Origin of the sequence: Aeromonas sp. HMWF017, from assembly GCF_003061465.1 — a bacterium.
Taxonomy (GTDB): Bacteria; Pseudomonadota; Gammaproteobacteria; order Enterobacterales; family Aeromonadaceae; genus Aeromonas; species Aeromonas veronii.
The window spans coordinates 24422-40653 of the sequence record NZ_QAJD01000062.1 but is presented as its reverse complement, the minus strand read 5'-3'; the positions used below and the strand labels follow the sequence as shown (position 1 = coordinate 40653).

Genomic DNA, 16232 nt, shown 5'->3' with positions numbered 1-16232 from the left:
GGCCCGTGCCCATGTTCAGCAAACAGCATCGGCCCAGACCGGCAGCTCCCCTGCGCGAAGTTCGCTGCTCGGGGTGGCCAGTACCCAGCCGGTCTGGGCCGATGCTGTTTGCTGAACATGGGCACGGGCCAGCCAGATGCCCTCGCCCAGATAGGCAGGTTCGCTTGCCAGCAGGGCGCTTACCATGGCGGCATCGCCCCAACCGGCGGACTTGGCGCGGGCAGCGGCGCCCAGCAGCAGCTGGTCGCGATCATCGGCCGGGAAGTCAGCCAGGGTCAGGTATTGCACCTCTTTCGCGGCAGTGGCGCCGGTCAGGATATTGATGATGGTGTCGGCGTCGGTGGCCTCTTTGAGCTGGGCTGCCGCCTGCTCGTCACCCAGCACATGGGTGAGCTGGCGCAAGATGCCCAGATGCTCGTCTGACTTGGCGGCGATACCGATGGCGACATAGGCGATCTGCCCCTCGTCCCACTCGATGCCGTGGGGGAACTGAGCCACCATGACGCCGGTGCTCTTCACCAGATGACGGGTGTCGGTGGTGCCGTGAGGAATGGCGATGCCGCTGCCAAGGTAGGTGGCATGCTGCGCCTCACGGGCCAGCATGCCATCGACATAGCCCGCCTCCACCAGACCGGCCTCGGTCAGTTTGCCTGCCAACAGGGCAATCGCCTCGGCCTTGGTCGCCACCGACTGCCCCAGCAAGATCTGCTCTCGCACCAACTTCAACATAGCCACTCTCCATCAGGTCCCGGCATCGCCGGGTCAACACAATTGAACATTCGGTTTGCCTGCCAGCTGACGATAGTCGGGATACCTCGAAATGTGATCCTGACCGGGTTTTATCACCCTGCTCTGCATCTCTGCGAAGCGGTGCTGCTGACAAGCTGAATCGTTTCACTTACACTCAGACTGAATCGTTTCAGCGAATTGATCAAGTACCCACAAAGAGTGCTTTTCAATGATATGATCCCGCGCACACTTTTCGGTGCCCTCACTCGGCAGTGACCGTGGGCCTTGCAACTCAAACAGAGCCAATATGATGAAACTGGATGAAATCGCCGCCCTCGCCGGTGTCTCGCGCACCACGGCAAGCTATGTGATCAATGGCAAGGCCGATCAATACCGCATCAGTCAGGCCACCCGCGACAAGGTGATGGCCGTTGTCACCGCCCATAACTATCAGCCGGACAGCCGCGCCGCCTCCCTGCGCGGCGGCCAGACCAGGACCCTCGGCTTTATCCTGCCCGACCTTGAGAACGCCAGTTACGCCAAGCTGGCCAAACGGCTGGAACAGGGGGCCCGGGCGCAGGGCTATCAGCTGCTCATCGTCTGCTCGGAAGATGAGCCCGCTACCGAAAAAGAGCTGGCCCAGATGCTGGTGAGCCGCCATGTGGATGCCCTGCTGGTGGCCAGCTGCCTACCCCCGGACGACCCCTTCTACGGCAAATTGCAGGCGCAAGGCAGCCAAATCCTCGCCATCGACCGGGCGATGGCCGCCGACAAGTTCGTCACCGTCGCCAGTGAAAACGAGAAAGCGAGCTTTGCTCTCACCAGCTCCCTGCTCACCCCGACTTTGCGCCATATTGCCTTGATCACCGCGCTGCCGGTACTCACGATCAGTCAGGAGCGAAAAGCCGGTTTCGAGCAGGCGGTCGCCAGTCACAGCGCGGCTCGCCACCTGTGCGAGGGGGATCATTTCTCCCGTCTTGAGGGGTATCGCCTGCTCAAGGATCTGCACCAGCAGCTGGGCCAGTTGCCCGAAGCACTGATCACTACCTCCTATATCCTGATGGAGGGGGTGCTGGACTATCTATTGGAGCAAGAGATCGATATGAGCCAGCTTGCCATGGCCACCTTCGGGGACGATCGCCTGCTCGACTTCCTCCCCTTTGGCATCAACTCCCTGCCCCAGCAGCACGACGCGCTGGCGAGCCAGGCGCTGGAGCTGGCGCTCAAGGCGGTGAATGGCGAATACCAGAGCGGGCTGCACTATGTGAGCCGCACCCTCAAGCGCCGTCGCTAAGCCGTCTGCGGCAATCGCTCACAACCGCACAGGCTGCCGGTACAAACTGCCTGCATGAGCAGCCAGAACTGACAGCCTGTGCGGCAGCTCTTCTCAATGCCCATCTTGCACGCGCCTGTTTGGCCATCGGAGATCGGCCGACCGGCCGACAGGGCTTGCAACCCCTGCTCAGGGCACGTTTATCGGTCCATCGGCTCGCTATAAATTGAATTTATGGTTTTTGGCCATATGACCCTATTTTTACTTATACCGAACCATTCGGGCCGATAGCGCCACCTTTTGCCCTCTGCCGCCTCTTCCCCACGCCAGTAGCAACCCCCTCCGATCCCGAGGGCCGGTTCAAGCGGATTGGCATCAACACCTCAAGGCGCACATTTTTTAGGCGCATAGCGTCAAGTGTCATTTTATATTTCCACTTAAATACCTTCCACAGCACAAGATCTGCTTTTTAGGGGTTGTCTCCGCTATTTTGATCCGTTAACGTGGCAACCATATTTTACAACCGACAGGTTTCAGGTACAGATGTTTCCACGCCGATATTGCTAGCCTCCGGCTTTTTCCCCGGAGGCGCCTCCCGACACAGCCAACTGGCTCTCTCTTGTTTGCAACATCTCCGCTCACTTTCGGATGGATAACATGAACACCAAAACTCTGGGTTGTACCCTGTTGATTGCCGGCACCACCATAGGTGCCGGCATGCTGGCCCTGCCGCTGGCCTCCTCCTCCCTCGGCGGCCCCGCCACCCTGATGTTGATGGTCGGCCTCTGGGCCCTGATGGCCTTCACCGCCATGCTGCAAGTAGAGGCAAGCCTCAACACCGGCAAGTGGTACCTGCACCAGCTGGCGGATCATCTGCTCGGCCCCTGGGGCAAGCGCATCGCCTCCTTCTGTATCCTGATGCTGTTCTACTCGCTGGCCTCCGCCTACATCAGCGGCGGCAGCAGCCTGCTGGCACAGGCGCTGGCCGATGCGGGCATGACCCTGACCCAAGAGCAGGCCGCCTGGGCCTTTACCCTGCTGTTTGGCGGCATGGTCTGTGTCGGCACCCGCTCGGTGGATTACCTCAACCGGCTGATGTTCACCGTCAAACTGGTGATCATGGTGGTGGTGCTGGCGTTGCTGCTACCCCGCACCGAAGGGCAGCATCTGCTCTCGATGCCGCTGGGTCAGGGCCTGTTGCTGGCGGGCCTGCCGGTCATCTTCACCTCGTTCGGCTTTCACGGCTCCATTCCGAGCGTGATGCTCTACCTCGGTGACTGCCCAAAACAGCTGCGTAGGGTCTTTGTCTGGGGCTCAGCCCTGCCGCTGATCCTCTACGTGCTGTGGCAGGTGGCGATCCTCGGTCTGCTCGGCCAGCAAGCACTGCTGCAAACCGGCGGCGCGCTGGACAGCCTGCTGGCCAACGTCGGCAAGCTGGTGAGCTGGCCTGCGTTTAATCAGGCGATGCACCTGTTTGCCGATCTGGCGCTCGCCACCTCCTTCCTCGGGGTGACGCTGGGGCTGTTCGACTTTATGGCCAAGGCAACCCGCCGCAAGGACAACTGGCAGGGCCGCACTCAGACTGGCCTCATCACCTTCGTGCCGCCATTGCTGTTTGCCCTCTACTTCCCGCAGGGCTTTATCATGGCCCTCGGATACGCTGCTATTGCGCTGGCGATCCTCGCGGTACTGCTGCCGGTGGCGATGGTGTGGCAGAGCCGCAAACAGGCGCCAGCCCACCACTACCGCGCCCCGGGTGGCGTAGTGGCGCTGGGAGTGGCCGCCGCCATGGGTATGCTGATTGTCGGCGTCCAGATCAGCGTCAGCATGGGACTGCTGCCAACGCTGTAATCCCCGATACTGAATGCCCCACCAAGCCCCGCCAATTAACTTGGCGGGGCTTTTTGTTGGAAAAGAAATCAAGTTGGATACAGGCATCCGCCATTAATCAAGAGAGCGCCCCTTACCAAACAAACACCCAAACCTTCAACTATTTACCGACCTTTATACTACTCAACCCTGAATAATCAGTTCAAAACCCGTTCATGCCCGCTCGCTACACTGCCCCCTCGTTTATCGCTTTCAGGAGTTTGAAAACAATGATGTTGCACCTCAAGAAGAGCACCCTTGCCCTCGTCCTGCTTGCCGCCAGCGGCGCACTTAGCGCCGCCGAAATCGCGAACAACAATATTACCGAGGCGGAGATCAAGGCCGCGCAGGATGGTTGGGGCGCGGCGCTCATCAAGATCAGCGATGACTATCGTGCCGGTGGGATTGAGCGCGCCAAAGCCACCGCCGAGGCGGTACTCGACAGCGCTTATGGCTACCAGCAGGGGCCAGTGCTGTTCAAACCCACCCTCGCCGGTGGCGAGCAAACCTTTCGTACCAACCGCGAGGGGGCGCTGGCCTACTTTGTCGGCAACAACAGCGCCTATCCGGCCGATAGCGGCTTTGCCCTGAAAAACTGGCAGAGCTATCGCTATGACAATGCCGTCGTCTATATCAACGGCGACATGGCGCTGACCATGGGCAAGGTTCATCTGGTGGATCGCGATAACAAGGAGACCACGGTCGACAAGACCTGGGGTTTCAAGAAGGGGGATGATGGCAAGGTGCGTATCGTGCTGCACCACTCCTCCCTCCCTTACGAGGGGTAATGACGGGGCTCTGCTCTGCCCACCATCAATATGATCAACAAACAGCCCTGCCACCTCGGCAGGGCTGTTTGTTTTGCGCCTGCGCTTGGCCGATGGCGAGTGAGTGGATGACGGTCGTGCTAAGACAGTTTGCTGCTACCCTCAAGGCAAACCATTGAGATGCCGAGCAATAAAGCGTCTCTGAACACCAGCCACTCGATATCATCACACAAGGAGCCAGATACCATGACCATACTGCCTGTTTACGCGGCCCTGCTCGCCCTGTTGTTTGTGTTGCTGAGCATTCGAACCATTCGCACCCGCCATAGCCGCAAGGTGGCGCTGGGGCATGGGGATGACCCCGCCATGCTGCGGGCCATGCGGGTACACGCCAACTTTGCCGAGTATGTCCCCCTCGCCCTGCTGCTCATCTATTTCGTCGAAACCGGCAGCCATGCACCCTGGCTGGTTCATTTGCTGGGGAGTGCCTTGCTGCTTGGCCGCCTCTGCCATGCATTTGGCATGAGCCGCACGCCGGAGAACTTCCGTTATCGGGTGGCGGGAATGGGGCTGACCTTCACTGTGATCCTGGTGAGCGCGGCCCATATCCTGATCACGGCGCTGCTCCCCTGACCTGGCCGTCACGAATAGCTGGCGAAGCGGTCTGCCAGCCATCCCCATCGGCTATTCTTCACTGCACAGATCGTCGCAACAGCGCTGCTTAAACAAGCCCGATTCAGGAGTACAATATGAAGTGGATTGGCTGGTTACTGCTTGTCGGGCTGACTCCCGTTGCCCACGCAACCCCGCTAAAGCTGGCGGCAGCGGTCGAACACACTGCGATATTGCGCCCTTTTATTCATGACTGGTTTGGCCGGGCCGGCATCGACTTTCAGTTGATCCCCTGCACCTATGCCCGCTGCGAAAAGTTGATTGAAGCAGACCATGCCGTCGATGGCGATATGGCCCGGATCAAGGGCTTTGATCAGACCTATCCCCACTTGCTGCAGATCGGTGCTCCCATCTCGGAGGCGGCGATTTATGGTCAGCCAAGGGATAACCCGAACTGGCCCCCTGCCAAGGGTACCGTGATTGGCTGCCTGCGTGGCATCCAGTGGTGCGAGCGCTTCCTCGGCAACTATCAGGTCATCTGGTTGAACGATGAGAAGCAGGGGCTTGCCCAACTGCATCGAGGCAAAGTGGACTGGCTCATCAAGATGCGCCCCGCCTCTCAACCCGCACTGGCGTCCCCCTGGCAGAAGATCACCAAAGAGCAGGTCTTTCTCTACCTCGATAAAAAGCACCGGACGGAAATTGCGGCCCTGCTCAAGGTACAGCTGGCGTTTATCAATAACGGCCGCTGGCTGGCAATGCAAAAGCAGTACCTCTCCGCCATCTAGCGCTGTTCTCGCAGCACCACACAGTGCCGATTACATGGCTGAAAAAACAAAAAGCCCTGCCAGATTGGCAGGGCTTTTCAGTCAACCGCATAGCTGGGGAGTCAAACTCCCGAGCCGCTTACTGGTTGTGGGTAGAGCGACGTGGACGACGGGCCTGAGCCGGTTTGCCAGCGCCATCAGCCGGACGCTGACCACCTTGCGGCTTGGGCTTGCCACCGTTACCGGTACGGGCACCACCCGCATTGCCATTGGCGGCAGAACGACCGGCCCCCTGACGCTGGCCTTGACCTTGCGGACGCGGCGCACGGCGCTGCTCGCTCGGATCACGGGGCTCTTTGCGCAGCGGCGCGCCGATACCACGGCTTATGTTATCGAGCGTCTCGCGGGAGGCTTCAAAACCGGCCACCTGCTCGCACGGAATGTTCTGCTTGGTCAGACGCTCGATCGCCTTGATAAGCTTCCCTTCATCTGCAGCCACCAGCGAGATGGCGTGACCGGCAGCACCGGCACGGCCGGTACGACCGATGCGGTGCACGTAATCTTCCGCCACGTTGGGCAACTCGAAGTTGACCACTTGCGGCAGCTTGTCGATGTCCAGACCACGGGCGGCGATGTCGGTCGCCACCAGCACCTTGACGCTACCATCCTTGAAACCGGCCAGTGCACGAGTACGGGCACCCTGACTCTTGTTACCATGGATGGCGGCAGCACTGACACCGGTCTTGTCGAGGGTCTCGGCAACGCGGTTGGCCATGTGCTTGGTACGGGTGAACACCAGCACCTGCTGCCAGTTGTTGCTGGTGACCAGATGGCTCAGCAGGCCGATCTTGTTGGCCTTGTCACACGGGTGCACCAGTTGCTCGATACGCTCGGCAGTGCTGTTGCGCGGGGCCACTTCGATCACCGCCGGGTTGTTGAGCAGGCCAGTGGCCAGCTCGCGGATCTCTTCGGCAAAGGTCGCGGAGAACAGCAGGTTCTGACGCTGCTTCGGCATCAGTGCCAGGATGCGGCGGATGTCGCGGATAAAGCCCATGTCTAGCATGCGGTCCGCTTCGTCCAGTACCAGGATCTCCACTTCGTCGAACTTGACGGCGTTCTGGTTGTAGAGATCCATCAGGCGGCCGGGACAGGCCACCAGCACGTCCAGACCACGGCGAGTCGCCATCATCTGCGGATTGATGCTGACGCCGCCGAACACCACGTGGCTGCGCATCGGCAGGTGTTTGCCGTAGTTACGCACGCTCTCGCCCACCTGGGCAGCCAGCTCGCGAGTCGGGGTGAGCACCAGCGCACGAATGCGGTTCGGAGAGACCTTGCGCTTGCTCTCCATCAGACGTTGCAGCATCGGCAGGGTAAAGCCTGCGGTCTTGCCGGTCCCTGTTTGGGCCGCCGCCATCAGATCGCGGCCAGCCAGAACGGCGGGGATCGCTTGCTGCTGAATGGGAGACGGGGTGTCGTAGCCTTGTTCGGCAACGGCACGCAACAAGGGTTCGGCCAGACCGAGGGAAGTAAAACTCATAGATACCTGCTAGGGATAGTGGCGCCGGATAACGTTGTGGTGGGGCTCCTCTGCTGAGCCGATGCCATCTCACAAGTCTGGGCCTATTGAGAAAACAACGATTTCCCCGGGGAGCAGAGCAAAGGGGAAAGAATAGAGGCGCAGTCTAACGGAGTTGCCCGGGATAAACGAGAAAAATGTGATGTTCCTCCCAGCACGAACAGAAAAGATCCCTACTGTCCCCCGAATAATCCCGTTGACGAATGATGCAAGTACCACACTATTAACTGACAACATAATATCTCCCCCCGCAGGCATAGTACGCAGGTGGCAGAAACACGGGATAGCAGAACAAAATAACGAGGTTTAGCGATGACAACCCGATATCGTTCACGGGGCAATGGCCGCAGCCACTGGCAGGCAAGGATCGGCCTGCTGCTTCTGCTGTTAAGCCCTGCACTGCAAGCCAGCCAGACCCTGACCGTGGCCTGGAGTCACTGGCCCCCCTTTAGCCAGATCAACCGAGAAGGGGAACTGGACGGGTTGGATATCAACCTGACCCGCCAGATCCTCACCCAGGCAGGCTTTACCCCCACGTTTCGTTTGATCCCCTGGGCGCGGGCGCTGCATATGGTGGAGCACAGTCAGCTGGATGTGGCGATGGCCGCCCTGCCACTGCCGGAGCGTCAGAAATATGCCCGCTTCTCGGCCCCCTATCGCCAGAGCGCCTATGTGCTGCTGAGCAATAACCCCATCCCCGGCCATCAGGATCGCTGGGAGAAGCTCGATACCCTGGCCAGCCTCTGTCACGAGCAGGGTCTCAAGATTGGCAAGCTGCGCGGCACCCACCCCGTCGAGCAGTTGAAGGAGTGCCCTGCCATCAAGGAAGTGACCGAGTACAATACCGATGATCGGCTGCTCGATCTGCTGCTGGCCCGTCGCCTCGATGGCATCATCATTGAGTGGCAATATGCCCGCTATCGGCTGGCCCAGCTGGAGGCCGAAAGGTTTATCAGTTGCCAGCTACTGCTGCAACAGCAACCGGTCAGCCTGATGTTTGCCAAAAACAGCATGAGCGAAGAGCAGCTCCTCAAGATCAACCAGGCCATCAGCGCCTTGCCCAACACCCGCAGCAAGTTCTCGCCCCCCAGCTGTCGCCTCACGGCCGATCAGGGGGCCGCAGATCTGCTGACCCGCACCCTCAGCAAGCATTGACGGGGTAAGCAATCTCCCGGAAATAGCAAAGGCGACCCGGAGGTCGCCTTTGTGTTAGTTACCGAACCTGATCCCGAATATAGGGTGATCAGCCGATGGGCAGTTGTACCGATCAGCGCAACTGCGGGGTATGGGTCAACACCCCCTGATTCTGGGCGCGATGACGCAACAGGTGATCCATCAACACCAGTGCCAGCATGGCTTCGGCGATGGGCACGGCGCGGATGCCGACGCAAGGATCGTGGCGACCCTTGGTGATCATCTCGGTGGCCTCGCCCTCGGTATTGATCGTCTTGCCCGGCACTGTAATGCTGGAGGTGGGTTTGAGCGCCATGCTCACCACGATCTCCTGACCGGACGAAATCCCCCCCAGAATGCCGCCCGCATGGTTGCTGGCAAAGCCCGCCGGGGTCATCTCGTCGCGATGCTCGGAGCCTTTCTGCTCCACCACCGCAAAGCCGTCGCCGATCTCCACCCCTTTCACCGCATTGATGCCCATCATGGCGTGGGCAATGTCGGCGTCGAGGCGATCAAACACCGGCTCACCCAAGCCCACCGGCACATTGCGCGCAATGACCTGCACCTTGGCACCTATACTGTTGCCCTCTTTTTTCAGGTCACGCATGTATTGATCCAGTTCTTCCAGCTTGCCCGCATCGGGGAAGAAGAAGGGGTTCAGCTCAATTTGCGCCGCGTCAAACGCCTCGGCCTTGATGGGGCCGAGCTGGGAGAGAAAACCGGTGATCTCGATGCCATGCACCTGTTTGAGGTACTTCTTGGCAATGGCACCCGCCGCCACTCGCATCGCGGTCTCGCGTGCCGAGGAGCGACCGCCGCCACGATAGTCCCGCTGACCATACTTCTGGTGGTAGGTGTAGTCTGCATGACCCGGCCGGAACAGATCCTTGATATCTGAGTAATCCTTGGAGCGCTGATCGGTATTCTCGATGAGTAGCCCGATGGAGGTGCCGGTGGTCTTGCCCTCAAACACCCCGGAGAGGATCTTCACCTCGTCCGGCTCGCGGCGCGGCGTGGTGTAGCGGGAGGTACCGGGCTTGCGCCGATCCAGATCCCCCTGCAGATCCGCTTCGCTGATCTCCAGCCCCGGCGGGCAACCATCGACCACGGCGCCCAGCGCCAGGCCGTGGCTCTCGCCAAAGGTAGTGACCCGAAAGAGTTGACCAAAACTGTTCCCTGCCATGCGCGCTCCTGCTTAGTTCTTGTAGATGGCGAAATGATCCTGATACTGCACCAGCTCTTCACGGGTCATCACAAAGACGCCGTGACCGCCGTTTTCGAATTCAACCCAGGTAAAGGGGATCTCGGGGAACTGGGCTTCCAGATGGATCATGCTGTTGCCCACTTCGACCACCAGCACGCCATTATCCTTGAGGAAATCTGCCGCATGAGCCAGCAGACGCTTGGTCAGCTTGAGACCATCGGAGCCGGACGCCAGCGCCAGCTCGGGCTCATGACGGAACTCGTCCGGCAGATCCGACATATCTTCGGAGTCCACATAGGGCGGATTGGAGACGATGAGATCGTACTTGTCGCCCGCCGGCAGATCGCGGAACAGATCGGAGCGGATCGGAATGACCTGCTGCTCCAGCCCGTGATCGTTGATGTTGCGCTCGGCCACGTTCAGCGCATCAATGCTGATGTCGATGGCATCCACTTCCGCTTCCGGGAACTCGTGAGCCATGATGATGGCGATACAGCCGGAGCCAGTGCACAGGTCCATGATCCGGGTCGGTTCATGTTTGAGGAAAGGCGCGAAACGGTTGGCCACCATCTCGGCAATGGGGGAACGGGGAATGAGCACCCGCTCGTCCACGTAGAACTCCCAACCGGCATACCAGGCCTTGTTGGTCAGATAGGCGGCCGGTACCCGCTCCTGTACGCGGCGGATAATCAGCTCGGCGATACGGTGACGCTCGCTGCTGGTCAGACGGGAGTGGCGCATGGCCGGGTCTACATCCGGTGGCAGATGTAACGCGGGCAGTACCAGCTGCACAGCTTCATCCCAGGCGTTGTCGGTTCCATGACCGTAAAAAATCCCGGCGTCGTTGAAACGACTCATGGCCCAACGCAACATGTCCTGGATGGTGTGCATCTCGGCAACCACCTCATCGATAAATATCTTGTCCAAATCCACCTCCAAGTCGAGTAATATCCGGCCCGAGCCCCGTTTACGTTGCGGGCAAGACGCATACCTAATACATGAGCATCTGATGAAAAAAACGCCCTCACCGACAGACGAGGAAACCCTGCTGTTCCGCGATGCGATAAAAGGTACCCGGAAAATCAAGCAAGATACCATAAGGGCCGAGTTACGCCCGGTCAAGCAGAAACGCGAATTGCGCGAAACCCGCGAAAAGCTTGGGGTTGACCACTATTTCAGCGATGAGTATCAGCCCCATCTTGACGATGATGGGCCGACCCGTTACGTGCGGGAAGATGTGTCAAAATTTGAGCTGAAAAAGCTCAAGCGGGGGATTTATCCGCCGGAGATCTACCTGGATCTGCACGGCATGAACCAGCAGCAGGCAAAACAGGAGCTGGCCGCCCTGCTCACCCTCTGCCAAAAAGAGAACATTCACGTCGCGTCGGTGATGCACGGCATCGGCAAACACATCCTCAAGCAGCGCATCCCGAGCTGGCTGGCCCAGCACCCCAATGTGCGCGCCTTCCATCAGGCCCCCCGCGAATGGGGCGGCGACAGCGCCATTCTGGTGTTGCTGGATATCGAAGAGTAGTTAGCCAAACGACCACACTATACTGAATATCAATGTGTTATTCGCCGTGGAGGTCGCATGTTTACACAGGGTTCCCATGCCGACATAAAGTCATCCCTCGACGCCATCGGCGCTGCCGTGGCGGTGTTCAGTCTCGACAAGGATGACCACTTTGTGCTGGTCTCTGCCAACGATACCTTTGCCAAGGCGTTCGAGCTGGATGTCCTTGGCAGCATTGGCAAACAGCTGAGCGAGATGTTTCCCCGCTACATCACCAATACCATCGAGCCGCCAATGCACGAATGTGTGCGCATGCAGACCGGGCTCGAGAGCGAGCTGCCTATCGACAGCCTGTCGCGCACCAGTTGGTGGCGCTTTATTCTCTCCCCCATCATCCCCGAGCAGGCACGGATCACCCGGATCATCGTCACCGCCATCGACATCACCGCCAGGATGCAGCTAGAAGAGGCGCTCACCACCAGTCGCCGCCGCTTCGAAGCGGTGGTCAACTCCGCCTATGACGGCATCATCAGTGTCAGCAGCGAGTCACGCATCGAGCTTATCAACACCGCCGCCTGCGAGATGTTCGGCATCGACGAGAGCTATCTCGGCAAGCGGCTGGAAACCCTGCTGCCACAGCGTTTTCGCGCCAATCACGAGACCTATTTCAAAGCCTTCAGCAGCTCCCCCATCAATTCGCGCCCGATGCATGCCCGCGCCTCGGTGATGGGGCTGCGCCGCGACGGCAGCGAATTTCCGCTGGAGGTGACCATCGCCAAGATCAATCTGGGCCCGACCACCGAGATGACCGCCATCTTGCGGGATATCTCTGAGCGAGCCCGACTGGTGGAGGAGTTGAAGGTCGCCGCCACCACGGATCCCCTGACCGGCATTGCCAACCGGCGCCGCTTCAACGAGCTGGTCAACGCCGAGATGCAACGCTGTCAGCGTTTTGGCCATACCATGAGCCTGCTGCTGATCGATATCGACCACTTCAAGGAAGTCAACGATACCTTTGGCCACCAGCAGGGGGATCAGGCGATCCTGAGTCTGGTGAAACGGATCAGCAAACAGCTGCGGGAGGTGGACATGCTGGGTCGCTGGGGTGGCGAAGAGTTTATCGTGCTGCTACCGGAAACCTCCCTCGAGCTGGCTTGGGCCAGTGCCGAGCGGATCAGGCTAGCCATCGAATCCCAACACCATGCACTGGAGGGGGCTCTTGAGATCTCCCTCACCATCAGTATCGGGATCAGCGCCAGCAAGGGCAGCCATGACACTGTAGAGAAGATGGTTAGACGGGCCGATACCGCCCTCTATTTGGCCAAAAAGCAGGGGCGCAACTGCTGCCGCAAAGAGGAGCCGGAGCCGACCTGATGGCCCCCCTGCCCTCTGGTGACACTGCTAACCTGTGCCTGCAGAGATAACCAACCGCAACGAATACAAAAGACAGCGCTATTCTCTTCGGTAGCGCTTTTTTCGTCCTGCTTTTGGTGCACTTTTCAATCACAACCATCAAGGGGACGGCTAAAGCGCAGTGGGCCACCATCAGCCTGAGAGAGCCTCACCGACAGCATGCCGCTGTTGGGCAATTGCCACTCGAAGAAGTCATCAAATCCGGCAATCGTTACGGCGCGGATCACCTTGGCGACCACTCCATGCGCCACCAGCAGTATCCGCTCCCCTTGCATGGTCGAAGCAAGTTCCGTGAGTCCCTGCGAGACTCGGGCAATCACCTCATCAATTGTTTCACCACCGGGAGGAGCTTCAGCCCAGCGCCGGGTGATATTGCGCGCCCACAGTTCGGGATAGCGTGTTCTTGCCTCTACCTGCATCAGCCCTTCAAACTGACCGACATCCCTCTCACGAAAGGCAGGCACAAGCTCCACAGGCAATCCCAGCTGACGAGACAAGATGGCAGCACTCTCCCTTGTTCGCAGCAGGGGGGATGCCAGCAACCGATCGAACGGCGGCTCTGTCACTGCCACCTTCTCAGCCAGACAAGAGATCTGGCGCACGCCATCGTCATTGAGCCCGATATCCAGCGCGCCCTGATAACGCCCTTCCGCATTGACCTGCGTCTCGCCATGGCGGATCACCACCAGTTCCATGGTGCACTCATCTTTCCTGCTATCTGCTTAGTGATTAAACCGCATACGACTTCCCATTCGGATAACGAGACGACAATCCCCATTCATCTGCGCACCTTAACAATTATTTTAAATCGAGCAAGATTACCTAGCTCCCAGTGAAAATAATCTGCTGAACTACGCACGCTCATCCGTAAACGAATAAATACACATGACTTTTACATCCAATATGTTCATTTCTCATTCTGAGAAATAAATAGCGAGCCGGGGGTGCTATGAGTTGATAGATGGGAAGAATAACCCCCCCTCATAATAAATACGAGAGGGATGGCGTCATGGGTGCACTCTTCTAACCCATCGTTTAGCAAAACATCACTCAACGTTTTTTGAATATTACTGAGCAGCAAGGGGAAACATTAAACCCAGCCATCAATAAAGTTTGATATGGACCGTTTACGTCACTTTGATCGGGAAAGAAAAGTTGGCTGACAAATACAGTTCCCCCTCCAGATTGACGGTTCTTTTTTTAATCGCTGCACATATTGCCCCCTGCGCAAAAAATATATTAAAAGGGGGCCAAGCCCCCTCTCCTTATCAATCAATGGATGGACTGTCTCTTTATTGGGTCGTAACCAACGCCCAGGGGCCACCTTTGGCGGGATCATCCCCTTGCGTCCACCATTTGGCCTGATAGACGGCGCCCTTGTAGCTCACCTTGCTGCCCGCGGTATAGACCTTGCTGGCATCCCAGGCAGGCTGACCATCAACCGGCGGATCAACCGGATCGACCGGGGCGGGATCGAGCTTGGCGACGATCCGCACTTTCGGCCAGTTGGCGTGGGAGCCGTAGAAGTTGGTCACGCACTTCTCGTAATCACCCGGCACCAGCGCAGAATAAGCGGTCTGGAAGCCCACCAGCTCGCACTCGAAGGAGTAACCGCCCGGGCGATCCGGATAGTATTTCCAGTTGCCATCCCAGTTGGTGTAGAGCACGTCGGTAGCGCCGTTAAGATTGAGGCTGCCATAGGGAGTCTGCTGCCAGCAGGTGTTCTTCTCATCCGCCTTTATCGGGATCTGGTAGTGGTTGGCCAGCCCTTCCCAGTAGCGGATGCGATTGACCGGCTGCCCCTTGTCCTTGTTCTGCTCGCCACACTCGATGCCGCCGTTGATGACGTTGATGGTGGTACCGAAGCCATAGCCGATACCGGCGTCAGCTTCCCGTTTTGAGGGTACCCAAGTGCGATCAATCACGTGCAGCATGGCCGGTTTCGGGGCCTGCGGGGTGAGGAAGAACCAGATGGCCGAAGCGAGGTTGAGCCAGGAGTCCGCCACCAGCCCCGGGTTGTTGAGCAGCACGGAGGCATCGCCGTCAAACATCGCTTCGGAGAAGGCGCCGTAGTTGAAGTGGTAAGAAAGCTGCTTGGCGCCGCGGCCGAAGTACCCCTGACCCGTGCTGCAGGGCCACTTCTTGTTCTGCCAGTCGTTCTGGCCGCAGCCTGTGGTGTAGCCGGTCTGTCCCTCTGACCAGCCCATCTCCCGCACATGCACCAGCGCCTGCTGCCACTCCTCCAACCCCAGCGGGTTATCGGAGACATTCTCCTTGGCAATATGGCCACCGGTCTCCTGCGAGAAGTGGGCAAAGGCGGTCACAATGGATTTTTTACAGATCGCATCAGAGTCGCGACCGTCGGTATATTCGCCACAGAACGCAGGGAATTTACCGGTGGCTCGCAAGAAGCGGACATAAGTATATTCCGGCGCTGCCATCTGGGTTAAATATTCCCATTCAGATTGCGGAAATACCCGTTCAACCCGTTTTACGTTGTCAGGATTGCTTGCCTGACCCGGTTCAATGGCATCAACGATTTTATTTGACCGGGTAGCCAATGCCTTGGCCCATATTGCATACATGGGATTAGCCGTCTTGGCTTTTTCCACGGCGGCCAGATCCGGGGCCGCAATGACATATCCTCCCGCATTTTGCGGATCAGGTTGAATATTCATGGTTGCGCTCATTGCGGCATAGCTTGGCAACGCGCAGGCAGCAGAAATTAGCCAGGCACAACGCTTGGGTTTGAACATGTTTATCGTCCTTGTTTCAATTAATGCGCTCCAAGAGTAGGTGTTTTAACGACTAATTTCACGATGAGAATTAAGAAATGAACGGAATTTGTGAGCCATTTCACCTTGTTATATTCAGTACAGCTGAAACAAAGAAAATGAACCCAAACGAAAACGCCAAAACGTGATCTGCCGCCCATTTTCGGGACAATTGAGACGCCAGGTGATCTGCTATCCATTCATTATTCGTGATGGAAAAAAATGGCTGACAGGCTCAACCTGTCAGCCATCATCAATGTTCAAGAAAAATGCTCAAAATAGCCGGATGTCAGGCACGCACGGCGCGGATCAGGATATTGCGCGGGGTCATGGGTTTGGCACAAAACTCCCCCACTTCGACCCGATAGCCCTGCTCTTGCAAAAAGAGCGCGCGATCCAGCGCCAGCCAGATCTCGAGGGGACGGCGAAACAAATGACGCACCAGCTCCATGCGGGCGACATCACCAAAGCGGCGCTCCCCGTGTTCCAGCCAGGCGGAATAGTCGAGCCCGGCGGGCAGCACAATCCCTTTGCGCTCGGAAGCCCAAACGCAGAATGC

Annotated in this window: 13 protein-coding genes and 2 pseudogenes; 8 read left to right on the top strand and 7 right to left on the bottom strand. The window is 58.5% G+C overall.

What is annotated here, in order from left to right:
• Nucleotides 1-729: pseudogene (locus tag DBR30_RS05590) on the bottom strand (PTS sugar transporter subunit IIA); the annotation flags it as partial.
• A 307-nt stretch (nucleotides 730-1036) separates the two neighbouring features.
• Here DBR30_RS05590 and cra point away from each other — a divergent pair.
• The 5 genes from cra to DBR30_RS05565 all read left to right on the top strand — a co-directional run bounded on the left by cra (nucleotide 1037) and on the right by DBR30_RS05565 (nucleotide 6038).
• Nucleotides 1037-2023: a catabolite repressor/activator gene (cra, locus tag DBR30_RS05585; RefSeq protein WP_181363498.1), complete on the top strand. Its 987-nt coding sequence runs from the start codon at nucleotides 1037-1039 to the stop codon at nucleotides 2021-2023.
• A gap of 636 nt (nucleotides 2024-2659) precedes the next feature.
• Complete coding sequence (locus DBR30_RS05580; protein WP_108540079.1) at nucleotides 2660-3853, top strand: aromatic amino acid transport family protein; 1194 nt, start codon at nucleotides 2660-2662, stop codon at nucleotides 3851-3853.
• Between the two features lie 248 nt (nucleotides 3854-4101).
• Nucleotides 4102-4659 carry a hypothetical protein gene (locus tag DBR30_RS05575; RefSeq protein ID WP_108540077.1) on the top strand — a complete coding sequence of 186 codons (558 nt, stop codon included), beginning with the start codon at nucleotides 4102-4104 and terminating at the stop codon, nucleotides 4657-4659.
• A 225-nt stretch (nucleotides 4660-4884) separates the two neighbouring features.
• Nucleotides 4885-5271, top strand: coding sequence for an MAPEG family protein (locus DBR30_RS05570; protein WP_021230153.1), 387 nt, complete (start codon nucleotides 4885-4887; stop codon nucleotides 5269-5271).
• Nucleotides 5272-5387: 116 nt separating this feature from the next.
• On the top strand, nucleotides 5388-6038 hold the full coding sequence (locus DBR30_RS05565) for a hypothetical protein (RefSeq protein WP_108540074.1): 651 nt from the start codon (nucleotides 5388-5390) through the stop codon (nucleotides 6036-6038).
• Nucleotides 6039-6156: 118 nt separating this feature from the next.
• Here DBR30_RS05565 and DBR30_RS05560 read toward each other — a convergent pair whose 3' ends face one another.
• Nucleotides 6157-7557, bottom strand: a complete 1401-nt coding sequence (locus DBR30_RS05560; RefSeq protein ID WP_108540071.1) for a DEAD/DEAH box helicase — start codon at nucleotides 7555-7557, stop codon at nucleotides 6157-6159.
• A gap of 351 nt (nucleotides 7558-7908) precedes the next feature.
• On the opposite strand from DBR30_RS05560, the gene DBR30_RS05555 reads away from it, so the two are divergent.
• Nucleotides 7909-8751, top strand: coding sequence for a substrate-binding periplasmic protein (locus DBR30_RS05555; RefSeq protein ID WP_108540068.1), 843 nt, complete (start codon nucleotides 7909-7911; stop codon nucleotides 8749-8751).
• Nucleotides 8752-8863: 112 nt separating this feature from the next.
• Here the strand turns inward: DBR30_RS05555 and aroC are convergent, their stop codons facing one another.
• Nucleotides 8864-9952, bottom strand: a complete 1089-nt coding sequence (aroC, locus tag DBR30_RS05550) for a chorismate synthase (protein ID WP_108588229.1) — start codon at nucleotides 9950-9952, stop codon at nucleotides 8864-8866.
• A gap of 12 nt (nucleotides 9953-9964) precedes the next feature.
• Entirely contained in the window at nucleotides 9965-10900 is a 936-nt protein-coding gene (gene prmB / locus DBR30_RS05545) for a 50S ribosomal protein L3 N(5)-glutamine methyltransferase (RefSeq protein ID WP_005345333.1), read from the bottom strand.
• 82 nt (nucleotides 10901-10982) lie between these two features.
• Here prmB and smrB point away from each other — a divergent pair, with 82 nt between their 5' ends.
• Together smrB and DBR30_RS05535 are read left to right on the top strand one after the other, a co-directional pair.
• Nucleotides 10983-11507 carry an endonuclease SmrB gene (smrB, locus tag DBR30_RS05540; RefSeq protein ID WP_005333198.1) on the top strand — a complete coding sequence of 175 codons (525 nt, stop codon included), beginning with the start codon at nucleotides 10983-10985 and terminating at the stop codon, nucleotides 11505-11507.
• Nucleotides 11508-11564: 57 nt separating this feature from the next.
• Entirely contained in the window at nucleotides 11565-12860 is a 1296-nt protein-coding gene (locus tag DBR30_RS05535) for a sensor domain-containing diguanylate cyclase (RefSeq protein ID WP_108541404.1), read from the top strand.
• Nucleotides 12861-12985: 125 nt separating this feature from the next.
• Here the strand turns inward: DBR30_RS05535 and DBR30_RS05530 are convergent, their stop codons facing one another.
• The 3 genes and pseudogenes from DBR30_RS05530 to DBR30_RS21670 all read right to left on the bottom strand — a co-directional run.
• On the bottom strand, nucleotides 12986-13594 hold the full coding sequence (locus tag DBR30_RS05530; RefSeq protein ID WP_108541405.1) for a histidine phosphatase family protein: 609 nt from the start codon (nucleotides 13592-13594) through the stop codon (nucleotides 12986-12988).
• Between the two features lie 597 nt (nucleotides 13595-14191).
• Nucleotides 14192-15655, bottom strand: coding sequence for a chitinase (locus DBR30_RS05525; RefSeq protein ID WP_108541406.1), 1464 nt, complete (start codon nucleotides 15653-15655; stop codon nucleotides 14192-14194).
• Between the two features lie 307 nt (nucleotides 15656-15962).
• Nucleotides 15963-16232, bottom strand: a pseudogene (locus tag DBR30_RS21670) (methyltransferase); the annotation flags it as partial.